22 protein-coding genes are annotated in these 24,327 nt (G+C 58.6%); 15 read left to right on the top strand and 7 right to left on the bottom strand.

Annotation, left to right across the window (positions count from 1 at the left end; translation table 11 throughout):
- Positions 1-33: 33 nt before the first annotated feature.
- The 4 genes from ABUK73_RS19300 to ABUK73_RS19285 all read right to left on the bottom strand — a co-directional run bounded on the left by ABUK73_RS19300 (position 34) and on the right by ABUK73_RS19285 (position 3,906).
- Positions 34-834 (bottom strand): ABC transporter permease, encoded by an 801-nt coding sequence (locus ABUK73_RS19300; protein WP_353578714.1) that lies wholly within the window; start codon positions 832-834, stop codon positions 34-36.
- 1 nt (position 835) lies between these two features.
- Positions 836-1,624 carry an ABC transporter permease gene (locus tag ABUK73_RS19295; protein ID WP_353578713.1) on the bottom strand — a complete coding sequence of 263 codons (789 nt, stop codon included), beginning with the start codon at positions 1,622-1,624 and terminating at the stop codon, positions 836-838.
- A gap of 4 nt (positions 1,625-1,628) precedes the next feature.
- Positions 1,629-2,666 (bottom strand): ABC transporter ATP-binding protein, encoded by a 1,038-nt coding sequence (locus tag ABUK73_RS19290; RefSeq protein ID WP_353578712.1) that lies wholly within the window; start codon positions 2,664-2,666, stop codon positions 1,629-1,631.
- A gap of 160 nt (positions 2,667-2,826) precedes the next feature.
- The gene (locus ABUK73_RS19285) at positions 2,827-3,906 is read right to left on the bottom strand and encodes a D-alanyl-D-alanine carboxypeptidase family protein (protein WP_353578711.1); all 1,080 of its coding nucleotides are present in this window, start codon (positions 3,904-3,906) and stop codon (positions 2,827-2,829) included.
- A 302-nt stretch (positions 3,907-4,208) separates the two neighbouring features.
- Between ABUK73_RS19285 and ABUK73_RS19280 the strand changes: the two genes are divergently transcribed.
- From ABUK73_RS19280 to ABUK73_RS19260, 5 genes are all read left to right on the top strand, one after another.
- Positions 4,209-5,354: an ABC transporter ATP-binding protein gene (locus ABUK73_RS19280; RefSeq protein ID WP_353578710.1), complete on the top strand. Its 1,146-nt coding sequence runs from the start codon at positions 4,209-4,211 to the stop codon at positions 5,352-5,354.
- Positions 5,355-5,356: 2 nt separating this feature from the next.
- Positions 5,357-6,277 carry a carbohydrate ABC transporter permease gene (locus ABUK73_RS19275; RefSeq protein WP_353578709.1) on the top strand — a complete coding sequence of 307 codons (921 nt, stop codon included), beginning with the start codon at positions 5,357-5,359 and terminating at the stop codon, positions 6,275-6,277.
- The gene (locus ABUK73_RS19270) at positions 6,277-7,098 is read left to right on the top strand and encodes a carbohydrate ABC transporter permease (protein ID WP_353578708.1); all 822 of its coding nucleotides are present in this window, start codon (positions 6,277-6,279) and stop codon (positions 7,096-7,098) included. The genes ABUK73_RS19275 and ABUK73_RS19270 overlap by 1 nt, the downstream gene beginning before the upstream one ends.
- Positions 7,099-7,140: 42 nt before the next feature.
- Entirely contained in the window at positions 7,141-8,433 is a 1,293-nt protein-coding gene (locus ABUK73_RS19265) for an ABC transporter substrate-binding protein (protein ID WP_353578707.1), read from the top strand.
- A gap of 70 nt (positions 8,434-8,503) precedes the next feature.
- Positions 8,504-9,304 (top strand): phosphodiesterase, encoded by an 801-nt coding sequence (locus ABUK73_RS19260; protein WP_353578706.1) that lies wholly within the window; start codon positions 8,504-8,506, stop codon positions 9,302-9,304.
- Positions 9,305-9,355: 51 nt separating this feature from the next.
- On the opposite strand, the gene ABUK73_RS19255 is transcribed toward ABUK73_RS19260, so the two are convergent.
- Positions 9,356-10,252 (bottom strand): GNAT family N-acetyltransferase, encoded by an 897-nt coding sequence (locus tag ABUK73_RS19255; RefSeq protein WP_353578705.1) that lies wholly within the window; start codon positions 10,250-10,252, stop codon positions 9,356-9,358.
- Positions 10,253-10,461: 209 nt separating this feature from the next.
- Between ABUK73_RS19255 and argE the strand changes: the two genes are divergently transcribed.
- The 6 genes from argE to ABUK73_RS19225 all read left to right on the top strand — a co-directional run bounded on the left by argE (position 10,462) and on the right by ABUK73_RS19225 (position 17,007).
- Positions 10,462-11,586 (top strand): acetylornithine deacetylase, encoded by a 1,125-nt coding sequence (gene argE, locus ABUK73_RS19250; RefSeq protein ID WP_353578704.1) that lies wholly within the window; start codon positions 10,462-10,464, stop codon positions 11,584-11,586.
- A 103-nt stretch (positions 11,587-11,689) separates the two neighbouring features.
- Positions 11,690-12,613 carry a 2-hydroxyacid dehydrogenase gene (locus tag ABUK73_RS19245; RefSeq protein ID WP_353578703.1) on the top strand — a complete coding sequence of 308 codons (924 nt, stop codon included), beginning with the start codon at positions 11,690-11,692 and terminating at the stop codon, positions 12,611-12,613.
- 21 nt (positions 12,614-12,634) lie between these two features.
- The gene (locus ABUK73_RS19240) at positions 12,635-12,997 is read left to right on the top strand and encodes a cupin domain-containing protein (protein WP_353578702.1); all 363 of its coding nucleotides are present in this window, start codon (positions 12,635-12,637) and stop codon (positions 12,995-12,997) included.
- Positions 12,998-13,010: 13 nt separating this feature from the next.
- A complete protein-coding gene (locus tag ABUK73_RS19235; protein ID WP_353578701.1) occupies positions 13,011-14,474 on the top strand; it encodes an aldehyde dehydrogenase family protein in 1,464 nt (487 codons plus the stop codon).
- 14 nt (positions 14,475-14,488) lie between these two features.
- Positions 14,489-15,535, top strand: a complete 1,047-nt coding sequence (locus ABUK73_RS19230) for a tartrate dehydrogenase (RefSeq protein WP_353578700.1) — start codon at positions 14,489-14,491, stop codon at positions 15,533-15,535.
- Positions 15,536-15,549: 14 nt separating this feature from the next.
- Positions 15,550-17,007 carry an NAD-dependent succinate-semialdehyde dehydrogenase gene (locus ABUK73_RS19225; RefSeq protein ID WP_353578699.1) on the top strand — a complete coding sequence of 486 codons (1,458 nt, stop codon included), beginning with the start codon at positions 15,550-15,552 and terminating at the stop codon, positions 17,005-17,007.
- Positions 17,008-17,049: 42 nt separating this feature from the next.
- Here ABUK73_RS19225 and ABUK73_RS19220 read toward each other — a convergent pair whose 3' ends face one another.
- Entirely contained in the window at positions 17,050-18,327 is a 1,278-nt protein-coding gene (locus ABUK73_RS19220; protein ID WP_353578698.1) for an NAD(P)/FAD-dependent oxidoreductase, read from the bottom strand.
- Positions 18,328-18,353: 26 nt separating this feature from the next.
- Positions 18,354-19,022, bottom strand: a complete 669-nt coding sequence (locus tag ABUK73_RS19215) for a haloacid dehalogenase type II (RefSeq protein ID WP_353578697.1) — start codon at positions 19,020-19,022, stop codon at positions 18,354-18,356.
- A gap of 320 nt (positions 19,023-19,342) precedes the next feature.
- Here ABUK73_RS19215 and ABUK73_RS19210 point away from each other — a divergent pair, with 320 nt between their 5' ends.
- From ABUK73_RS19210 to ABUK73_RS19195, 4 genes are all read left to right on the top strand, one after another.
- A complete protein-coding gene (locus ABUK73_RS19210) occupies positions 19,343-20,191 on the top strand; it encodes a GNAT family N-acetyltransferase (RefSeq protein WP_353578696.1) in 849 nt (282 codons plus the stop codon).
- Between the two features lie 14 nt (positions 20,192-20,205).
- The gene (locus ABUK73_RS19205; protein ID WP_353578695.1) at positions 20,206-21,579 is read left to right on the top strand and encodes an aspartate aminotransferase family protein; all 1,374 of its coding nucleotides are present in this window, start codon (positions 20,206-20,208) and stop codon (positions 21,577-21,579) included.
- Positions 21,580-21,819: 240 nt separating this feature from the next.
- Positions 21,820-22,536 (top strand): HAD-IA family hydrolase, encoded by a 717-nt coding sequence (locus ABUK73_RS19200; protein WP_353578694.1) that lies wholly within the window; start codon positions 21,820-21,822, stop codon positions 22,534-22,536.
- Positions 22,537-22,611: 75 nt separating this feature from the next.
- The gene (locus ABUK73_RS19195) at positions 22,612-24,225 is read left to right on the top strand and encodes an ABC transporter substrate-binding protein (protein WP_353578693.1); all 1,614 of its coding nucleotides are present in this window, start codon (positions 22,612-22,614) and stop codon (positions 24,223-24,225) included.
- Positions 24,226-24,327 lie beyond the last annotated feature (102 nt).

The raw sequence follows: 24,327 nt of genomic DNA, 5'->3' as shown, positions 1-24,327 counted from the left end.
CGATAGGCAAGCGGCGGTACGTGGCGTACGCCGTCATCCACCCGCGCCCTGATACCGGCGCTGGCAGGCTTTCCACACGATGGAAGCGACTAGGACGGCTGCTGGACCTGCCAAAATGGAGGCCAGCGGTGCAGCCTCGCCAATGAGCGGCACGGGCTTCCCCAGCAATGATGCGACCGGCACGTAGGCCATGTAGCCGAGAGGCACTACTGATAAGAGGAGGAACTGGAGGGGGAGCGCAAAAATGGTCAGCGGATAACGCGACAGTTCCCAGAAGTCAAAATAGATGCCGAACAGATAGCGTGAGCGACTGAGCACCAGTGCCATGGCGCCGACCATCGTTAACATCGCACCGGTTAGCAGCGCTGCGCTGATGAGGCTTGCGGCGAACTGCAATACTGTCAGCACGGACCAATCTATGGCCAGTTGCGGCAGCGCCCACACCATCAGTCCGATCCCAAGCGCAATATGGCCCCCATATTCGATATTGATGCCGGAAAAAGCCAGAAACGCCCAAGGGCTGACCGGCCGCACAAGTAATGTATCGTATGTGCCCAGCCGCACCAGTTCTTCCATATTGCGCAGCTGTACCAGAGTAAAAACAGCCCCAAGCGCGTAACCGAGAACATGGAAGCCAAGCATGAATGCAATTTCTGGCCAGACCCATCCTCCCAGCCTCTCAAACCGGCTGGCGATGATCCAGATGGTCGTGTAGACGCTGGCATAACCGAAGGCCTGTGCGACCCAGCCGATGACGAGGTTTCCGCGATACTGCAGCCGGGTGCGCAATTGCATGCGCATGATATGCAGATAGAGCGAAAGCGTATGCCCCATCTCAGCCTCCCTGCACGACCATGCGGCGGCAGGCTGCCCGCCACATAAGGCCCACGATGCTAATCAAAAGCACAGCCCAGATCGCGCCGTAGAAAAGATGCAGCACACTTGCTGCCAAATCCAGCTCACCGAGATAGATCGCCAGCGGATAGAAAGTGATCCAGGCAAAGGGCAGATAAAGGACTGAGCTGGCCAAGGCATCTGGATAAAACCACAGGGGCACGAGGCCGCCGGAAAACAGCGCAAGTGTGCCACGCAGCAACCATTCCAGCGACAACATATCCATAACCCAAAAGCCAATCATGGAAACGGCAATGGAGATCGTGAACAGCAGCACTAGCGACAGTGCAATAGCAATGACGAACAGGGCGGCATGGCCTATGCTTGCTGGTGGCTGTACGCCGTAGATTATGCTCATCAGAATGAAAACGGGGATACCAACCATCAGCATTTCATGACCACGTACGCCCAGCTGACGCGCGAACAGCGAAACAGGGTAGCTGTAAGGTCGCATAAGCTGGCTGATAACATCGCCGCTGCGGATATCCGCGCCGATCTCTCGCAAAATCTGGTTGGCATCCCAGGTCGAAAACATGGTTGCGCCGAGGATTGAATAGGTGATCATCTGCTGAAGGCTGATATCGGTCGAGGCCGCACCGTGGGAAAGCACCGCCTGCCAGATCGAGACGCGGGCGACCACGTTCAGCACGCCCCCGAACAGCTTGAACCAGAACTGCGCCCGAAAACTTGCCTGAATGCGAAAGCCAGCCGAAGCAAAAGCGAGAAACATGGTGCTACCCCGCACGCTTTGACATCAGCACGGACTTGGCAGCGTCCGGTTTTGCCGATGCCTCCCGGGACTGATAATAGGTGCGGATGACCTCTTCGATGTCAGGTTCATGCAGGTGCACGTCTACCAGCTTGGCGTCGGCCACAAGTGTGGTGACGATATCGACCAGCGAGCGATTTGCATCCGTCAGCCAGAATGTGCGAACAATCCCCTCGCCACCCGCCGGCTCGGCATTGGCAAGCCGCACCGTTCCGGGATCGGTGGCGAATTCCAGCGTGAGTTTGCGCCGTGCACCAAATGATGCGTTAAGGCCTGCTAGCGGCCCATCGAACAACAGCTTTCCATCATCGACCATGATCAACCGAGGGCATATTTCCTCGATATCACGCAGATCGTGGGTGGTCAGAATGATCGTCGTGCCACGCTCCCGGTTGATACGGGCCAGCAGTTTGCGCACCACATCCTTCGCCACGACATCGAGGCCGATTGTCGGCTCGTCGAGAAACAGGATTTTGGGCTGGTGCAACAGCGTCATGGCAATCTCGCCGCGCATGCGCTGACCGAGGCTCAGTTGCCGCACCGGCCTATCGAAAAAGGGGCCGATCTGCAGCATATCGACAAGGTCAGCCTGAGCTTTCTCAAATTGCGCCTGTTCGATACGGTAGATGCGCCGATGCAGCTCGAAACTTTCAAAAAGTGGCAACTCCCACCAAAGCTGGCTGCGCTGGCCGAAAACCACGCCGATGTCACGCGCGTTGGCGATACGATCAGCATGGGGCACACGGCCAAGCACCTCGACGGAGCCGGATGTCGGCACCAGAACACCCGTCAGCATCTTGATCATGGTGGACTTGCCCGCGCCATTGGGACCGAGATAGCCCACGGCCTCTCCAGCTTCGATGGCAAAGGATATGCCATCCACCGCCTTGACCTGCTTCGTCACGGGCGCAAGAAAGTTACGAAGCGCCCCGGAAACGCCCAGCTGCGGCACCCTTTGAGCAAACCATTTTTTAGCATTATCTGCATGAATGATGGGAGGCATGACAGCGAATCCGGCGGGAGGAAATCAGCAGGTACACGCCCAGTATGACTGTTATACGACGACCGGCAATGCCGAATTCAACGTGACTTTTTCCACGTCACAGAACGGCTGTGAAGCTATACGGCTCCGCACTTCTAACCCTGACGTCGAGGCCAAACACTCAGCCCGCAGAGCCCGTCGCCTGTGGCTGTGTCAACGGACGTGGCTTGGGAACCGGCACGTCAATTGCTGTGTCGCTCGCCCATGTGATGATTGCGCGGACCTTGGCTTCGATCTGGTCGTTCAGATAGGTCTCGTGGCCTGGCAGTCCCATCGGGTAAAGCGCTTCACGCTCGGCTTCGTAAGCCACGCTTTTGTCGGTACAGAGACGGATGCGCATATCCTGCGGCGCGACATCCGTGCGGTTCTGCACGGCCTCCACAGAACCAGAAGGGTTCAAGCGACCTTCGAAGGCCTCAGTCAGATATTGCGCGGATCGTTCATTGCGTTCGCGCTCCGTCGTCGCGCCCAGCATCACCACCATCACGCGCTTCCCGTTGCGCGTCGCAAGGCCGACATAGTTGCGGCCAGATGCGCAGAGGAAGCCGGTTTTCATGCCGACCGTACCGCTGAAACGCGTCAGCAGGGCATTGTTGGATTTGATTTCCTTGCCGTCAATCGTGACGGCAGAATCCTGAAAGAAGCGACTATATTCCGGAAACGCGCGGTCGATTTCCATGCCAAGCAGCGCAAGGTCACGCGCGGTAGAATAGTTGGTGCGGCTGAACAGGCCATTGGGGCTGGCGAAATGCGTTCCTGTCATGCCAAGGCGTGCAGCCTCGGCATTCATTCTTTGAACGAACGAGGCTTCGTCCGATGCCACGGCTTCTGCCAAGGCGACTGCGACATCGTTTGCCGAGGCGGTCAACGCTGCAAAGAGCGCGTCCTCAAGCGTCATCGTCCGGCCGAAGGTGAGGCCCGATTCCAGAAAGGCCTGTTTCGTGGCATTGCGCGTCATCATTACGGGCGTCGTCAAAGTGACGTCACCGGCTCGCAGCGCTTCGAAAACAACGAGCGCCGTCATGAGCTTGGTTGTCGATGCCGGATACCAAGGCACTCCCGCATCCTCCTGATAGAGGACTTGGTGACTTGCAGTGTCCACGACCAGAACAGGCGTAGCGTTGGCAGTGCCGCCTGCAAAAACGGATGCTCCAAACGCCAGTCCTGCCCATAAATGTCCGGCCACGATGGTTCTTATCATTGTTCAGTCTCCACGGCTTGTGCCCTCATGACATGAGAGGCCTTGCGGGCACAAGCCTCTGCTAAGGCGTGACTTTGGCAAGTCAAGGACAAAGCAGCGGCTTGGTGTATGGATTTGAGACGTTCACGAAGAGTTTTTCGACGATATGGCAATCACCGTCGCTCTGCGCGTGATGCGACATTCCTATCTCTAGACGCACAACCCCTGATCTTCCAAGCATTTCAGCGTTACGGAATCTTCTCAAAACTGTCGCAACACCGTCATGTAGCGGCTTCATACGCGCCTTCGAAAAGGAGCGCAGAATGCAGCCTCAATCGCTAAATATTTCGGGAATAGGAAAAGGCTTTGGAGCAGATGATGTGCTCAAAGGCATCGACCTTTCCATTCGTCCCGGCGAATTTCTTTCGCTCGTGGGCATGTCGGGATGTGGCAAGTCCACATTGCTGCGAATCATCGCAGGCCTGGAGGCGGCAGATCGCGGCAGCGTTTCCATCGGCAGCCGCGATGTGACGGATGTCGATCCGGCGGATCGTAACCTTGCCATGGTGTTCCAGTCCTATGCGCTTTATCCGCACATGACCGTGCGCGACAACATTGCGACGCCGCTGCGCATGCGCCGCCTGTCGTTCTGGGCAAGATTTCCATTGATCGGACGCATGGTTGCCAATGCCGAGATATTGCGCGAGATCGACGCCGCGGTCATGGATGCGGCAGATGTTCTGCAGATCAGCCATTTGCTTGATCGCAGGCCCGCCCAGCTTTCCGGCGGACAGCGCCAGCGCGTGGCGCTTGCCCGCGCACTTGTGCGTTCGCCTGCTGCCTTTCTGATGGACGAGCCGCTGTCGAACCTTGATGCCAAGCTGCGCGCCCATATGCGCGGGGAACTGACCAATCTGCACAGCCGCCTTGGCGCGACATTCATTTATGTCACCCATGACCAGATCGAAGCGATGACGATGTCTGACCGCATCGCGCTGATGTCGGAAGGCCGCATCGAGCAACTGGGCACGCCGGATGAGCTTTACCAGCAGCCTGCTACGCTGACCGTCGCGCGGTTCATCGGCACGCCGTCGATCAATCTGCTGCCTGTCGAAACGGATGCCTCGGGCGAGATCGTCCTTTTCGGGCGCAAACTCGGTCTTCGCGCCACCCACATTGCCTCTGGCCCGGCAACGCTTGGCCTTCGTGCCGAAGACATTTTTCCTGCGGCCGATGGCATTGAAGCGCGTGTTCTGCGCACCGAAACGCAAGGCGCTGACCGTTTCGTGACCTGCCAGTTGAGCGATGACGACTCCATCCATCTCGTCATGCGCCAAAGGGCTGGCGATCAACTGGGCGCTGGTAGCGAAGGCAAAATTCGGCTTGGCTTTGCCAAGTCCAATGCGCATCTCTTCGGCTCCGACGAGAAGCGCTGCGAGATCACGGTTCACGAACAGGTGCCAGCGTGAGCATGGCCACCCCGATCACAGAGACTGCTTCCGAGACGAGGTCGCAAAGATCATCGACGGCGCGGCGCATGGCATGGCGCGGCATTCTGTTCGTCTTTCCCGCAGTTCTGCTGCTGTTGGCGATCTATATCATCCCGATGATCGTCCTCGCCGTCTTCTCGGTCACCGACTATCAACTCGGCGCGCTATCGACGAAATTCATCGGCCTCCATAATTTCCAGAAGGCATTCAGCGATCCCGTCTTTCTGCGTGCTTTGGCCAATACCGTTCTTTATGCGGTCATCGTCATTCCTGCAGGCGTGTTCCTCGCGCTCGGCATCGCGCTTCTGGTTTATAACCGCAAGCGTAGCCGTGCTTTCTGGGAAATCGCCTACTTCCTGCCCGTCACGGCGACGCTGGTGGCCATGGCCACGGTGTTTCAGTTCCTGCTGCACCCATCGCTTGGTCCCGTCAATGCAGCGATCAAATGGATGGGTTTCGAGCCCGTGGGCTTTCTGTCCAACCCGTCACTGCTCATTCCGACCATGGCCATCATCGGCATCTGGCAGGTGCTAGGCTTCAACATGGTTCTGTTTCTGGCTGGGCTGACGGCCATTCCCAAGGATTTGCATGAGGCGATCCGGCTCGATGGCGCGAAGAACCCCTTCGACCGCTTCTTCAAGGTCACATGGCCGATGCTGGGGCCGACCACGATGTTCGTCGTCGTCACCACTTCGATCTCCGCCTTCAAGGTTTTCGAGACGGTGGCGGTTCTGACCAAGGGCCGGTCCGGATCGGAAGTGCTGCTGTTTGCGCTTTATCTCGAGGGCTTCGAATATTCCAACACCGGTTACGCAGCCGCCCTGACGCTGATTTTCCTCGTCATCGTTCTGGTTCTGTCAATTGGCCAGACGCTGCATATGGACCGGAAGGTGCATTACTGATGGTCGCGCTTCGCAAATACCTTCCCCATGTCATCCTCACCGCAGGCGCATTCGTGATGCTCCTGCCGTTCTACTGGATGTTCCTGACCTCGATCCGCTCCCCTGCGGAAATCTTCAGCGTGTCGCTCTGGCCGATCCCGCAGAATTTTGATGCGGTGGATAATTACACGCGCGCCGCCAGTCAGGTGCCTATGCTGCGTTTCATGATGAACGGCGTCATTGTCTGTTTCGGCATTCTGATCGTGCAGGTTTTGACCGCTGTTCCGGCGGCTTATGCCCTGGCGAAACTGCGTTTTCCCGGTCGCAAGCTGCTGCTGACACTGGTGATTGCCGCGCTCTGCGTACCCATCCAGGCGCTGGCACTGCCGCTATTCGTTGGTCTGGCAAAGGCGCAACTGCTGAACACCTATTTCGCGATGATGATGCCGTTCCTGCTTTCCGTCTTTGCCATCTTTCTCTTCAACCAGTCGTTTCGCAGTTACCCCGATGAAATCATCGAGGCGGCACGCATGGACGGGTTTTCAGAGCTGGAAATCTGCTGGCGGCTGGTGCTGCGCGGGTCGCTGCCTTCGCTGGCCGCCTTTTCCGTTTTCTCGCTCGTGGCGCATTGGAACGACCTTTACTGGCCGATGATCGTCGTTACCGATACCAATCTGGCCCCGCCCCCACTTGGCATGCTGTTCTTCTCGGATGTCGAATCCGGCGCGAATTACGGTGCGCTGATGGCGGGCGCAACAATCATCACGGCACCCATGGTCATCTGCTTCCTGCTGGCCAGACGACATTTCATCGCGGGCATCACCATGACCGGCGTGAAGTAACTTCCCTCTCCTCCTCCCCAACCGAACTCTCTGGAGACCGACATGAAAATCAACCGACGGACCGCTCTTGGCGGCCTGGCCCTCAGCCTCGCTCTCGCTGGCGTTTCTACGCCAAGCTTTGCTGCCGATATAACGCTCAACGTGCTTTACAACCTGCCGGGCTTCACCAAATTCCATCAGCCGCTGGCCGATGAATTCATGAAGAAAAATCCGGATATCAAGATCAACTTTCTGGCTCCGGCACCGGGCTACAATGAAGGCCAGCAGCAGGTGCTCCGCGCTGCCGTCACCGGCAATCTGCCGGACGTCTACTTCTCCGGTTACAATCTGACGGCGGAACTGGTGCACACGCTTGCGCCGCGCAACCAGATCACGGATCTGGCTCCCTTCATCGAGGCAGAAGGCGGTCAGACGTTTCTCGACAAGAACTATACGCCAAACATGGCGGCTCTCGGCAAGATCGATGGCAAGCAGTACGGTCTTCCGGTCAACGCTTCCTCGCCGATCATCTACATCAACGCCGAACTGGTGCGCAAAGCCGGTGGCGACCCAGACAACATGCCGAAGACATTCGATGGCCTGATTGCGCTCGCCAACAAAATCCACCAGCAGGACAGCAAGATCGCCGGCATGGGCTATGACATCAACCTGTGGCCGGATGACTGGTTGTGGCAGGCGCTGATCTTCCAGCAGGGCGGCAAGCTGGTGGACGAAGCCACCAAGACCGTGGCCTTCAACAATGAAATCGGCCTCAATGCCCTTAAGCTGACGCGCCGCTTCGTCACCGAAGGTGGCCAGAACCTTCTCGATTGGGACCAGTCCCGTCAGCAGTTCGGCGCAGGTCTCACAGGCTTCATCTTCTCCACGCCTGCCCATGTGCAGACCGTGGAAGGACTGGTCGGCAACCGCTTCGAGCTGAAGACCTCGACCTTCCCGCTCGACAATCCGGAAAAGGGTGGCGTACCCACGGGCGGCAACTCGGCTGTCATGCTGACGCAGGACAAGGCCAAGCAGGATGCAGCCTGGAAGTATCTCAAGTGGATCACCGGCCCGGAAGCGCAGAACGTCATCGTTCGCATCACCGGCTACCTGCCAACCAACAAGCTGGCCACTGGTCCAGACTTCCTGGCGCCTTACTATGCCGAGCATCCGAATGTGAAAACTGCTTCCTTGCAGGCTGAGCGCTCGCTGCCATGGGCCGGTTATCCGGGTGGTGATTCCGTCCGCATCTGGCGCACACAGCGCGATATCATCGGCACCGTCATGCGCGGCGAAGTGACGCCGGAAGACGGTCTGAAGCAGATCGTCGAGCAGACCAACGGCCTGATGAAGTAACCATCAGCTAAATCACCCACGGCCGCGGAGTTTCACTTCGCGGCCAGTTTCAATGCCGGAAATCCCCATCATGAAAATCATCCAGATCACCGATACGCACCTCATGCTGTCCGGTCAGTCCGTCAACGGCGTCGATCCCGAAAAGCATCTGCGCGCGACCATGGCCGATATCCTGGCCAAACATGCGGATACTGATCTGCTTGTTATGACCGGCGACCTTTGCAATTACGGTGATCCGGAAGCCTACGACATCCTGCGCGATATTCTGGCCCCGGCACCCTTCGATGTTCGCCTGATGCTCGGCAACCATGATGACCGGGGCAACTTCATCGCAGCCTTTCCCGACCATCCCCGCGATAGCAAAGGCTATATCCAGTCTTATCTCGATACCGATTTCGGACGGCTGATCTTCCTCGATAGTCACGAGGCTGGCGTAATCGGCGGTATTTTTGATGACGACCGGCTGGCCTTCCTCGCAGATGCGCTAGCGGGCGCTGGCGACAAGCCCGTCACCGTCTTCATCCACCATCCGCCGATGGATTGCGGCATCGCCCATTTCGACAAGATCGGCATGCATGATGATGGTGCTATGATGCGTGTCCTCGCTGCGCATAAGGGCCGCGTCCGGCACATCGTCTTCGGCCACATCCATGTGCCACTGGCAGGCACCAGCGCGGAAGGCATCGCCTTCAGCTCGGGTCAGGCCTGCGCGCATCGCTTCATCACTGATCTGACCAGCCCCACACCGTTCTGGACCAGCGGCAATCCGTGCTACCGCATCATCACGCTCGATGCGCAGGGCTTCCGCGCCTATAGCGTCGAGGTGGGTGAGGTTGTGACGGGACAGGCACCGGTCTGCGACGGGCCTTAATTCAAGGGTGCAAGGACGACGCCGGACCGGCGTCAGCCTTTGCCGAAATGATCAACCGAACGCTTGGCTGGCAAGCGCCCAGGTTTTTGGCCGCAATGCCTCCTCCTCGTCCTGACCCGGCATCCAGCGCCCGTCGAGCGACATGGTGGTGACTGTGTCGAATACGGCCAAGCCCGATTGTGCGAGATAATGCGCGAAAGCGCCGCTTTCCTCGCGCGTATCAAGTCGCAGGAAGTTACCCGCATGCTCCACGACATGTGGATGGGTGACTGCGATTGCATCCTCTTCGTTCGACGCGACGACCGGACCGATCAGCGCGCCACGCCCGAAACGACGACACAGCGAGAAGGCTTCGATGCGCTGGCCGCGCACAAGCACCAGCCCTTGGGAGACGGGTAGCAAGGCGTCGAACAGCGTCGCACGATTGGCGCCGAATGCTTTCTCATCGAGCGCGAGAATGGCATCGACATCGCCGGGTGTCAGAGCCCTCAACTCCGCACCACCGGAAACAACTGGTGCCGCAATGGGTGTTGCTTCGCCCTGACACTGGAACACCGTCTTTTCAATCGTAAAGCCCATGGATTGATAGAGCCGCTTTGCCGCGCGTGTGGCGTTGAGGCCGAACCGTCGTTTGCCGGCCTGCTGCATCACATGCAGCATCATCCAGCTTCCAGCCCCCCGCGCCTGAAGCCGGGGCGGGATGATGACCATGCCGATGGTAGAAAAGGCCGCGCCGAAATCGAACCACATGGCAGAGCCCGCCAGCCGTCCTATGGCGTCCACAGCTACCACGCCCCTGCCGTTTTCCAGCAGCATCTGCCAGTCCTTGGGCCGGTGCGGCCAGCCAACGCCGATGGACAAGGCATGCAGCTTTTCGATGTCGACATCGGCAATGTCCTGAAGCGTCAGCTCAAAGGTTTCCAGCTGTATGGTGTCATGATTGGCCACAGCGCCCCCCTCGCAGGTTTCTCGCCATGGCGAACCTGCCTCTTCCGTCTGCCCGGATTCTAAAACCCGTTTTCAAGCTTTAAGCGATCCCCAGCAAATATTTCACTCGAATCCGGCGCAGTTTCAGCAGTTTAAGCTGAAACGAGCGTCGTTTTGGCGGAAATTGGAGCGAGCAGGCCTTATTTTGGCGAAAACGATGAGAGGCGATCATGACGGCACAAGACATCCTGGAACGCTTGGTTTCTTTCGCCTCGGTGGTAGGCACGTCCAACGCCGATATCGTTGCCTGGATTGCCGATTACGCGCAAAGCCATGGTGCGCATGTCACGACAGCAATCGGCCCGGAAGGGGATCGCGCCAATCTCTTCGCAACCATCGGTCCACGCGATGTGCCGGGCGTCATTTTATCTGGTCACATGGATGTCGTTCCGGCAGGCGAAGCGGACTGGTTGAGCGACCCGTTTTCCCTGCGTGCCGATGGCGACAGACTCTATGGACGCGGCACCAGCGACATGAAAGGCTTTCTGGCCTGCGCACTGGCCGCCCTGCCGGAATTTGCGACAATGCCCTTGAAGCGGCCCATCCACTTTGCCTTTTCGTACGATGAGGAAGCCGGTTGCAAGGGTGTGCCGCATCTTATCGAACTCATCCCAACGCTGTGCGCACTTCCGGACATGTGCATCGTCGGCGAACCAAGCGGCTTGCGTGCCATTCGCGCCCATAAGGGCAAGGCAGCGGCACGGATCACTGTCCGGGGACGTTCCGGCCATTCCTCGCGACCCTATCTTGGCCTGAACGCCATCCATGCGATGACTGAGATACTCACAAGCGCTGTGAATGCCGCCAATGCGTTGACGCATGGCCCTTTCGACAGCAATTTCGAGCCACCCTACTCCTCGCTTCAGGTCGGCACTATCAAGGGCGGGCAAGCCGTCAACATCATTCCCGATCTCTGCGTCGTTGATATCGAGGCAAGGGCAATTTCCGGCGTCTCGCCCGCCAGCCTGCTCGAACCACTGCGCAAGGCGACAGCAGCGTTGCAAGCGGATGGTTTCGACGTCAGCTTCGATACCTTGAGTGAATACCCGGCCCTTTCACTCGCAGCAAGTGCACCTCTAACCGCTCTCATGCGAGACCTGACCGGCATCGAGCCATTGGCTGCCGTCAGTTACGGCACCGAAGCCGGGCTTTATCAGGCCGCCTGCATCGACAGCATTATCTGCGGTCCCGGTGATATCGCACGCGCGCACAAGGCAAACGAGTTCATTACCCGCGATGAACTCTCCGCCTGCCACAACATGCTGCGTGAGCTTGGAACGCGATTGAGCGCCTGATGCGGCCAAATCGGTCAGATGTGCTGCGATCCATTGCCGCTTCAGTGCATCCTGCCGTTTGAAATACGCCAACTTTACGTGACTGAAAGACGAGGGCTGGCGCATGACATTTCTGTTCAATTCCGACGCAGCACGCGCGAAAATCTTCGCCGAGCACTTTGCGCAGGAGCTGCCAGAGGTGCCCTTTGCCTCCGACCCGGCCTCCGTCGATCCCGATAGCGTGCGCTATCTCATCACCTGGACGGCCCCTGCCGACCTTGCGCGCTATAAAAATCTGGAAATCCTGTTTTCCATCGGCGCCGGTATCGACCAGTTCGATACATCGGTCCTGCCAGCCCATGTCAAACTGGTGCGCATGGTGGAAGACGGCATCATCAGAATGATGCAGGAATACGTGACGCTCGGCGTTCTGGCACTCCACCGTCGCCTGCCCGATTATCTTGCACAGCAGGCGAAAGCCGAATGGAAAGCGCTGCCGGTAAAACAGGCGCATGAGAGGCGCGTTGGCGTGCTGGGTCTCGGCCATCTCGGCAAGGCGGTTCTGGAGCGGCTGAAACCCTTCGGCTTTCCGCTCTCTGGCTGGAGCCGCAGCGCACATACCATCGATGGCGTGACCTGCCATCATGGCGCAGATCAGCTCGATGGCTTTCTGGCGCAGACAGACATCCTCATCTGCCTGCTGCCGCTGACGTCGGAGACGCGCGGCTTTCTGAACGATGAACTCCTCGCAAAGCTGCCCGCTGGTGCGGCCCTCATTCATGCCGGGCGTGGGCCGCAGCTCGATCAGTCCGCTCTGATAGACGCGCTCAACAGCGGCCATCTGTCCGGGGCGGTGCTTGATGTGACCGACCCTGAACCGCTGCCTGCTGACCACCCGCTGTGGCAGCACCCCGGCGTCATCATCACCCCGCACATCGCCTCCGTCACACAGCCGGAAACGGCAGCGAAGGCCGTTGTCGACAATATCCGCCGCCACACAAACGGCCTCGACCCCATCGGCCTCATCGACCGCAGCCGCGGCTACTGAACAGCACAGAAAGGACATTCCATGTCGCTCATCACCCGTATCGATACCAACCCGCAGACGACGCCGAAAGAAGCGTTGCCTACACCTGAACGGCTCATTGCCGGCAATCCATCCTTCAAAACATGGGCGCTGGACGATTGCCGCGATGGCACCGTTCACACCGGCATCTGGGAAGCGACACCCGGCGAAACCCATTCCATCAAAGGCACGACTTACGAGTTCTGCCACATCATCTCCGGCGTTATCGAGCTGGAAGAAAAAGATGGCGACACCGTCACCTATCGCGCAGGCGACAGCTTCATGATGAAGCCCGGCTTCGTCGGCATCTGGCGCACCATCGAGACGGTTCGCAAAATCTACGTGACCGTGACGGACCCGGCATAAAGGCGGCAAGGCGATGACGCTCAGCTTCGATCCAGACACGATTTTACTGCCGCATTATCACTTCATCGGTGGTGAGAAAGTGGATGCCAGCGAGGGCATTGCCATGCACCGCCCTTCGGATGGCGTGGCATTCGGCGATTGCCCGGTCGCCAGTGCCGATCTTGTGGATCAGGCCGTTCAGACCGCCAAAACAGCGCTCAAAGCCAGCAATTGGGGTGGTGTGCGCCCGCGTGACCGTGTCAGCGCCATGCAACGCTGGGCGGATTTGATCGAACAGGACGCGGAATATCTGGCAAAGCTGGAAGCGGTGTCATCCACCCGCCCCGTCGGGCATCTGGTCGCTGGCGACATCGCCGTCACCGCCGAGCAAATCCGCTTCTTCGCCGAATTCGCCGACAAGGAAGGCAGCGATCTCGTTCCCACCTCCGACGCCAGCCTCGGCATGATCATGACCGAACCCTACGGTGTCGTCGGTGCCATCACACCGTGGAATTTTCCGCTGTCGATGGCGGGCTGGAAGCTGGGCCCGGCCTTGGCGGCAGGCAATGCCGTGGTGCTGAAACCGTCCGAAATGACGCCGTTTTCAACGCTGCGCATTGCCGAGCTTTCGGTGGAAGCGGGCATTCCGGCCGGGCTCATCAATATCGTTCTGGGCGATGGCATGGTCACCGGCAATGCGGTTACGGGCCATGCGGATATATCGAAGGTCAGCTTCACCGGCTCCACCGCCGCCGGTGCCGCTATCATGCAGAATATCGCGCGCACCGGCATCAAACCGATGACGCTGGAACTTGGCGGCAAGAGCCCGCAAGTGGTCTTTGCCGATGCCGATATCGAGCGGACTGCGAAGGCCGTGGCACAGAGCATCATCTCCAATGCGGGTCAGGCCTGTGTGGCGGGCTCACGCCTCATCCTCGCCAAGGAGATCGCAGAGGAACTGATTGCTGCGATCACCACCATCATGCGCCGCGTCGAGACCGGGCCAACATGGGATGAGAAAACTCAATATAGCCCCATCATTTCGCAAAAGCAGATCGAACGCATCGACGCCATCGTACGCGCGGCCATCGGCGCGGGTGCCGAGTGCCTGACGGGTGGGCAGATCATGGATCGCGACGGCTATTTCTACGCCCCGACTTTGCTTGGCAACGTCACGCAGGATTCCCCTGCCGTGACAGAGGAAATCTTCGGGCCGGTTCTGACGTTGCAGACATTCCAGGATGAGGACGAAGCGCTCGCCCTGGCCGACCATCCGACATACGGACTGGCAGCAGGCGTCTTCACGCGTGATCTTTCGCGTGCCATCCGCGTGACCCGAAAGTTGCAAGCGGGTACGATCTGGGTCAATCGTTATGGCCGCTCTCGCGATCACATTCTGCCAACCGGCGGCTACAAAAGTTCCGGCATTGGCAAGGATCTGGGGCGCGAGGCCTATATGGCGAACCGGAAATCCAAAAGCGTTCTTATCGATCTCTAAGGCGGATATTGCATATGAAAAATCATTCCATCGCACTCATTCCCGGTGACGGCATCGGCACTGCTGTTATCGATGCTACCTGGGCCGTGTTGCAGGCAGCGGCCAAAAAGCAGGGCAGCTTCACGCTGAGCGAGACAACATTCCCGTGGTCTTGCGCCTTCTACAAGGAAACCGGCGCGATGATGCCAGCGGATGGAATAGAAACCCTGCGTGGTTTCGATGCCATCCTGTTGGGTGCCGTAGGTTGGCCGGCCGAGGTGCCGGATTCCGTTTCTCTGCACGGGTTGTTGCTGCCGATCCGCAAGGCATTCGTCCAATATGCCAATATCCGCCCCCACCGCCTGCTGCCGGGTGTCGAAGGGCCGTTGAAGAAGGACGCCTTCGATATTCTCTGCATCCGTGAAAACACGGAGGGTGAATATTCCGGTGCGGGTGGCCGGGTCCATGTCGGCACGCCGGATGAAGTGGCCGTGGAAACCTCGATCTTTACCCGCACGGGCGTAGAGCGCATCCTGCGCTTCGGCTTCGAGCAGGCACGCTCCCGTCGCAAGAAACTGGCGTCTATCACCAAGTCAAATGCCCAGAAATATTCCATGGTCTTCTGGGACGAGATGACGGCAAAAATCGCTGCCGAATATCCTGACGTGGAGGTGACGAACTATCATATCGACGCTATGGCGGCGCGCATGGTCATGGCACCGGAAACACTGGATGTCGTCGTGGCCTCCAACCTTTTCGGCGATATTCTGACCGATCTGGGTGCCGCCATTCAGGGCGGGCTGGGCTTTGCGGCCTCGGCCAACATCAACCCTGATCGCTCGTCACCCTCGATGTTCGAGCCCGTGCATGGCTCGGCACCCGATATCGCCCATCTCGGCATTGCCAATCCCATCGCAGCCATCTGGTCGGGCGCGATGATGCTCGATCATCTCGGCGAAAAACAAGCTGCCGCCGATATTATCTCGGCCATCGAGGCGGCCACCGCCAAGGGTGTTGGAACCGTGCCCGGCAAGGACAAAACCGACGTGATTACCGCAGCCGTGCTGAGCGCATTGGCTTAGAGGGAGAAAATGGAATGAATGCTCTTAAAGATCAGGGCCTGTTTCAGCAGCAAGGTTTGATTGGCGGTAAATGGCTGAACGCAGCGTCGGGCAAGACTGTCGATGTGATCGATCCCGCCACGCAAAAGGTGCTGGGAACCGTCCCGGATATGGGCGGGGACGAAACCCGCGCGGCTATCGATGCCGCGGCCAAGGCCTTCGAGCCGTGGAAGGCCAGAACCCATGCAGAGCGGGCAGCACTTCTGGAAAAGTGGTATGCGCTGATGATCGAGCACGAGGACGACCTCGGGCTGCTTTTGACCATGGAACAGGGAAAGCCGCTAAGCGAGGGCAAGGGTGAAATCCGCTACGGCGCATCCTTCGTCAAATGGTTTGCCGAGGAAGCCCGGCGCATCAACGGCCACACCATTCCATCCCCCACGACAGACCGCCGCATCGTCATCCTGAAAGAAGCGGTTGGCGTCTGCGGCATCATCACGCCGTGGAATTTCCCCAATGCGATGATTACCCGCAAGGTGGCACCAGCGCTTGCCGCCGGATGCACCGTCGTGATCAAGCCTTCCGAATTCACGCCCTATTCGGCGCTGGCTCTGGGTGTGCTGGCAGAGCGGGCGGGCATTCCGGCAGGTGTCATCAACATCGTCACCGGCATGCCAACGGACATCGGCAACGAATTGCTGTCCAATGAGACGGTGCGCAAGATTTCCTTCACCGGCTCTACGCGCGTCGGCTCGTTGCTGATGCGAGGTGCCGCAGACAGCATCAAGCGCCTAAGCCTCGAGCTTGGCGGCAACGCGCCTTTCATCGTGTTTGACGATGCTGATATTGATCTCGCTGTCGAAGGTGCGATTGCGTCCAAGTTCCGCAATGGCGGCCAGACCTGCGTCTGCTCCAACCGCATTCTGGTACAGTCAGGCGTTTACGATGCCTTCGCAGCCAAGCTGTCCGCAAAGGTTTCCGCCATGACCGTCGGGCCGGGCACGGAAGCTGGCGTCACCATTGGTCCGATGATCAACGCCGCCGCCATCGACAAGATCAACCGCCATGTTGAAGACGCACTCTCCAAGGGTGCCGAAATCCTGTCCAAGCGACCGACATTGCCTGCGGGCGATCAATTCACGGCACCCATCGTGTTGGGTGGCGCCACGACAGACATGCTGCTGGCCGGTGAGGAAACCTTCGGGCCTGTCGCCCCGCTCTTCCGCTTCGAAACCGAAGAAGAAGCGATTGCTATTGCCAATGGCACACCCTTTGGCCTTGCAGCCTATTTCTACACGGAAAGCCTGAAGCGGTCCTGGCGCGTGGGGGAAGCGCTAGAGTTTGGCATGGTCGGGCTCAACACCGGTTCCGTTTCCATGGAAGTCGCACCCTTCGGCGGCGTCAAGCAATCCGGCCTTGGCCGTGAGGGTGCGCAGTGCGGTATCGAGGAATATCTTGAGACCAAGGCCTTCCATATCGGCGGCCTGAACTGAAACGAAGAGGCCCGCAGCGTGATCGTTGCGGGCCTTTTACTTTCACTGAAACTTGTCGAGCATCTTGTAATAGAAGCCGACCACAGGCAGGAACCAGGGCTTGCCGGAATAGCCGGGCACGGCGTTCCAATCCAGACCTTTCAGCGGATTGCGATCCGGCTTGCCCAGCAGCTTATCGGCAATCAGCGTTCCCATATGGATAGACATCTGTGCGCCGTGGCCGGAATAGCCCATGGCAAAGTTCAGGCCTTCGACTTCGCCTGCGCGCGGGAAGCGGTCGCTGGTCATGCCGACAAGACCGCCCCAGCAATAGTCGATATCGACGCCACGCAACTGCGGGAACATCTCGGCAAGGCCGCTCCTTAGAATTTCACCGCTTTTCGCATCTGAGCGCGCATCCGATGTTGCGGAGAAGCGCGCGCGCCCACCGAAGATCAGCCGGTTATCCGGCGACAGGCGGAAGTAGTTGCCGATATTCATGGATGTAACGCAGGTGCGATTGCCGGGCATGACGGATGCCACTTCGGAATCGCTAAGCGGTCGTGTCGCCACGATGAAGCTGCCGACCGGAATAATGCGGCGCTTGAAATAATCGAACGGGCCGGATGTATAGGCATTGGTGGCAACGACGACATTGTGCGCTTCGACAAAACCGCGCGGCGTTGTCAGCCGATGAACGCCGCCATTTTCGCTGCGATCCGTCACGGGTGCCTTTTCGAAAATAGTCACGCCGTGGCGCACGCAGGCTTCCGCGATGCCATGCACGAAACGGCCCATATGCATCATGCCGCTTTTCTTCGACAGCATCGCGCCATGGAAGTCATCCGAACCGATTTCCGTTTTTAGATCGGCCTTGGAAAGAAGTTCGGTATCGGGATCGATCTCGCGATGGACAACCTCGAAATTCCTCGCAATCGCATCCATATGGGCGGGCTTCGATGCCAGTTTCAGCTTGCCGGCACGGCGGAAGCTGCAATCGATGCCCTCTTCGGCAACGATCGCCTCGATCGTATCGACTGACGCATCGTAGGCGCGGTAGAGCGCGCTGGCACGCTCCACACCCAAATGTTCCTTTGCAGAGATGAAACTGTGAGCGATGCCGTTGTTCAGATGCCCACCATTGCGGCCGGAGCCGCCAAAGCCGACATGCTGCGCTTCCAGCACCACCACTTTCGCGCCACCCTTGGCCAGACTGCGCGCGGCGGACAGGCCGGTAAAGCCGCCGCCGATAATGGCGACATCGAACGTGCCTTCCACCTGTCCCGTCGCCGCAGAGGTAAAGACGGGGGCGGTGTCGTGCCAGTAGGATTTGAACTGCATCGTCCTCATTCCCCTTGTTTACTGCGTTAAAGCCCGACGACACCAGCGAGACCAGAGATATCCTTGATTTCCGTATAGCCATAATAGGGGTTGGCCGGTTCATGGCCTCTGTTAACCCAGACCTTGTTCTTGATACCAAGATCATGTGCGGACATGAGATCGTAGCGGAACGACGAGGAGACGTGGAGAATGTCTTCCGGGCTGCAGCCCAGCATATCGAACATATATTCGAATGCCTTGAAGCGCGGCTTATAGGCATTGGCTTGCTGCGCGGTGTAAACCGCATGGAATGGCGCGCCCAGCTTTTCCACATTGTGCATGATCTGCTCGTTCATGGCGTTGGACAGAATGACCAGCGGAATTTCCTTGGCCACTTTGGACAGACCGGCGGGAACATCCGCGTGCGGACCCCAGCTCGGCACCTGCTCGTAAACAAAGCGACCGTCTTCATCCTTGAAGGTCACGCCATTCTTGCGGCAGGCGCGCTCTACGGCGTTGTGAATGACTTCATTATAAGGCTTCCAGTCTCCCAGAATTTCATCCAGCCGGTAGGCCGCAAAATTCTTGATGAACTGCGCCATCTGTTCGGCATCTAGCTGGTCGCCGTAAAGCGTCTGCGCTGCCTCGGCCATCTGGAAGTTGGTCAGCGTACCGTAGCAATCGAAGGTGATGTACTTGGGGCGAAACTGGGTCATGTCGTTCTGTCCTCTGGATTGGCCTTAGGGCTGCGCTCTTTATGACACCATAGTAGTTGCTGGAATTCGGCTGCGGTCACCGCAATCACCCTGAAGCGAAGCAGATTGTTGCGTAAAGATGCGGCGCTTTGGCAGAGAGTTGCGCAAACTCGTCTCGTCAGGGCGATCCTCCAGACCATCAGCCGTCGCCGCAGCATAAGATGCGGCAGCCACCGCCACAGACAGCGCAAACTGATCGAACCAACGCTGAGGTCAGGACGATCTTCTTTGCGCCAAGGGCTATCAATGAAGAAAGCAAACATGCCGCGAGGGAATACGCCATGCTGGCGAGCCAGATCGATCTCGTTGAATTCACGCCCGACCATCTGGAGGGTGCGCTGGCGCTTTCGCAACAGGCGCAATGGCCGCACCGGATCGAAGATTGGGCCATGGGCCTAGCACTCAGCAAAGGCGTCGCCGCCGTGCACCAGGGCCGCGTTCTCGGAACAGCCATGGCAACGCTCTATGGCGATGATGTCGCGACCATCAACATGGTCATCGTCGATGAAACCATGCGTGGGCTCGGCATCGGCAAGCGTTTGATGGATTTTGCGCTCAACGAAGCGCGCGGGCGCGAATGCAGGCTTGTGGCCACGCAGGACGGATTGCCGCTCTATGAAAAGCTCGGTTTTCGCGAGACCCACCGCATCGTCCAGCACCAGGGAAACGTGTCCTCCGTTCAGCCAGGTGACAGTGTGGAGTGGGCGGGGGCGCAAGATTTGTCGGAATGCCTGAGCCTTGATCGCGCAGCCTGCGGCATGGATCGCCACAATCTTCTTGGCTACTTGGCCGAATATGGCCGCCTTGCCGTCATTCGTCGTGGCGGCCGCATTTCCGGCTTCGGCGCGCTTCGCAACTTTGGGCGTGGTGAGGTCGCCGGACCTGTCGTGGCAGAAAATGCCGCAGATGCCAAAATGCTGCTTTCGTTTTTGTTTGCTGGAAGAGACGGACGTTTTCTCCGCGTCGACACAAGCGAACAAACCGGCCTTGCGCCGTGGCTGACGGACCTTGGTCTGTCCCATGTCGGCGGCGGTATCGCCATGGTGCGGGATGCAAAACCGCGAGAAAACACCACCGCTCAAAATTTCGCCCCTCAAACATTTGCATTGGCCAGTCAGGCCCTCGGTTGATCCTGGAGATCGTTATGCTCAGCAATTCCCTTATCGAACTCGACCGCGCACATCTGGTCCATCCGGTTGCGTCCTACAGAGGCCATGAAAAGCTCGGCGTGCGGGTGTTGAAATCCGCCAAGGGCGCCACTGTTACCGACATGAGCGGGCATCAGATGATCGATGGCTTCGCCGGTCTGTGGTGCGTCAATGCCGGTTACGGCCACGAAAGCATCGTGGAAGCCGCTGCAAAACAGATGCGTGAGCTTCCCTATGCAACAGGCTATTTCAGCCTCGGCTCCGAAGCCGCGATCCGTCTGGCATCGGAGCTGGCCGACCGCGCGCCCGGCGATCTCACCCATATCTATTTCACGCTCGGTGGTTCCGATGCGGTGGACAGCACGGTTCGCTTCATCCGTTATTACTACCACTCTCTCGGCACACCGCAGAAGGACCAGTTCATTTCGCTCGAGCAGGGCTACCATGGTTCCAGCACCGTAGGTGCGGGCCTGACCGCACTTCCGATATTTCATGCGGGCTTCGGCCTGCCGTTCGACTGGCAGCACAAAATTCCGTCGCACTATGCCTATCGCAACCCCGTCGGCACCGACCCACAAGCCATTATCGCCTCGTCCGTTGCCGCTTTGCGGGCGAAGATCGAGGAGATTGGGGCTGAGCGTGTTGCGGCCTTTTACGTCGAGCCCATTCAGGGCTCTGGCGGCGTTCTCGTGCCGCCGAAGGGCTGGCTGAAGGCCATGCACGAGGTCTGTAAAGAGTATGATGTGCTGCTGGTTGCCGATGAGGTCATCACCGGCTTTGGCCGCACCGGTCCGCTCTTTGCGTGTTCAGAAGATGATGTCGTGCCGGATTTCATGACCACGGCGAAAGGCCTGACTTCCGGTTACGTGCCGATGGGTGCTGTGTTCATGTCCGACAGGGTGTATAATGTCATTGCAGATGGTGCCGGTGCCGCCGCAATCGGCCACGGCTACACCTATTCGGCCCATCCCGTCAGCGCAGCTGTGGGGCTGGAAGTGCTGAGACTGTACGAAAACGGGCTTCTTGAAAACGGCGTCAAAGCGGGTGCGCGGTTGATGGCCGGACTTCATAGCCTTGCGGACCACCCGCTGGTCGGCGACGTGCGCGGTCGCGGCATGCTGGCGGCCATTGAACTGGTGACGGACAAGCAGAAGAAAACACCGCTGCCCGCCGCTGCCGATCCATCGCGCCGCATTTTCGACCGCGCCTGGGACAATGGCCTCGTCATCCGCGCCTTCGGCAATGGTGTTCTCGGCTATGCACCGCCGCTATGCTGCACCGAAAGCGAAATCGATGCCATCATCGAGCGTACGCGCATGACGCTGGACCAGACGCTGGAAGACCCGGACGTGCGCGCCGCTATGGCTTGAACGGGCTGCGCTGGAAATACCGCTTTGACGGCATATTCAGAATATTGTGCCGCAGGGGTCTGGTCTTTCAGCGAATCCCGCGATCAATTCTTGCGATGATGAACGGAAGAAGGCGGGAAAAGCGCGAAAAGCCACCGCCCAAGCCGGGAACAGAGCGATTACGGATCCAAACTGACAGCACAGAATTCTGCGACGACATCAAGACCATCCGTGATCCGCTTGCAAAACAGGAGCATGACATTGCCGAAGAGTTTAGCAGACTTCAAATATCTGAGCTTCGATGTGGTTGGAACGCTGATCGATTTCGAAAGCGGCCTGACCGCCTGCCTGAAGCAGATCGCTGAGGAGCATGGCGTCTCCATCGATGCCGAAGCTGCGCTGACGCTCTACCGCAAGGCTCGCTATCTGCCTGATGTCGGCCTGTTCCCGGATGATCTCGTTCGCGTTTATCTGGTGATCGCGCCGGACCTCGGCCTGCCCGCCGAACGCGCTCTTGGAGAACGGCTCCGCGATTCTGCAAAAAGCTGGAAGGCCTTTCCCGATAGCGCAGACGCCCTTGCGCGCCTGGCCAAGCGCTACAAGCTGATTGCCATGACGAACGCCCAGCGCTGGGCTTTCGAATGTTTTTCCAAGGAACTTGGAAACCCCTTCTACCAGGGCTTCACGGCTGATGACACCGGTACGGAAAAGCCCGACCCTGCCTTTTTCAACTATGTCTTCGAGTTCGTTCAATCCGAAGGCAATAGCAAAGACGACATTCTGCACGTCGCCCAGAGCCAGTACCACGACATCGGAATTTCCAGAAAGCTGGGAATGACGAATTGCTGGATCGAGAGACGCCACGCGCAGAAGGGCTATGGCGGAACCATCGAGCCGGAAAACTTTACCGAACCGGATTTCCATTTCACCTCCATGGCAGCACTCTCCGATGCTGTTGAGGAGAAAGCCAACGCCTGACACTGCCCGCCATGGGTAAAAGCGGCGCGCATAAGCCGTTCGACCCGCATGAATTTAACAAAAAGGGGAATGAACATGACCGATAAAACACTCATCAACTGGACCTCCGCCGATGATGCGATGGTCGAAAACGCCATTCGCCGTGGCGCGAGCCGTCGCGACCTTCTGAAGATGCTGATGGCGGGTGGCGTTGCCATGACCGCCGGCTCTGCCATTCTCGGACGCGCCGGCCAGGCCCTTGCCGCAGCCCCGGTTTCCGGCGGCTCTCTGAAAGCGGCTGGTTGGTCGTCTTCTACCGCCGATACGCTCGACCCGGCCAAGGCATCACTTTCGACCGATTACGTTCGCTGCTGCGCCTTCTACAATCGCCTTTCGACTATCGATCAGGCCGGCATGACGCAGATGGAACTGGCCGAGAGCATCGACAGCAAGGACGCCAAGGTCTGGACCGTCAAGCTGCGCAAGGGCGTAACCTTCCACAACGGCAAGTCGCTGACCTCGGCAGACGTCGTCTATTCTCTCAAGCGCCATCTCGATCCAGCCGTTGGCTCCAAGGTCAATTCCATTGCCAAGCAGATGACCGGTTTCAAGGCGGTGGACGATCTGACCGTCGAAATCACGCTTGAAAATCCCAACGCCGACTTGCCAACCATCCTGGCGCTGCACCACTTCATGATCATTGCCGACGGCACCACCGATTTCGCCAAGGCCAATGGCACCGGCGCTTTCGTCTGCGAGGTCTTCGAGCCGGGCGTTCGCTCGCTTGCCACGAAGAACAAGAACTACTGGAAGTCCGAAGGGCCTTATCTCGACTCCTTCGAGTTCTTTGCGATTTCCGACGACACGGCCCGCGTCAACGCACTTCTGGCAGGCGATATCCAGCTTGCCGCATCCGTCAATCCACGCGCCATCCGCCTGATGGAAGGTCAGCCAAACGTCGTCATTTCCAAGACGACATCTGGCAACTACACCAACCTCAACATGCGCCTCGACATGGCGCCGGGCAACAAGGCCGATTTCGTGCAGGGCATGAAAAATCTGGTCAATCGTGAGCAGATCCAGAAGTCCGTGCTGCGCGGTCTGGCCGAGCTTGGAAACGACCAGCCGGTTTCGCCCGCCAACATGTACCACAACAAGGATCTCAAGCCGAAAGCCTTCGATCCTGACAAGGCGAAGTTCCATTTCGAAAAAGCCGGTCTCATCGGTCAGTCCATTCCGATTGTCGCTTCCGAAGCCGCAGCCTCCTCGATCGATATGGCCATGGTGGTGCAGGCCGCTGGCGCGCAGGTGGGCATGAAGTTCGATGTCCAGCGCGTGCCATCAGACGGTTACTGGTCAAACTACTGGCTGAAGGCGCCGGTCCATTTCGGCAACATCAACCCGCGCCCGACACCGGATATTCTGTTTTCGCTTCTCTACGCATCCAACGCGCCATGGAACGAAAGCCAGTACAAGTCGGAAAAATTCGACAAGATGCTGGTGGAAGCACGCGGCTTGCTCGACATCGAAAAGCGGAAGACGATCTACAACGAAATGCAGGTGATGATCGCCGAAGAAGCTGGCACCATCATCCCGGTCTATATCTCCAACGTCGATGGCATTTCTTCCAAGCTGAAGGGCCTTCAGCCCAGCCCGCTTGGTGGCATGATGGGTTACGCCTTCGCCGAACACGTATGGCTCGAGGCCTGATCCCGGAACTTTGCCCGTCGCAACAGGCGGCGGGCAAAACTCCGTCTGCTCCCCCGCATTGCCATTGGCGCACTTTGGCCGGACAATGATTTTTAGCGGGAG

Source organism: Agrobacterium vacciniicorymbosi (assembly GCF_040427045.1).
GTDB lineage: Bacteria > Pseudomonadota > Alphaproteobacteria > Rhizobiales > Rhizobiaceae > Agrobacterium.
This window is presented reverse-complemented; position numbering and strand designations above follow the sequence as displayed.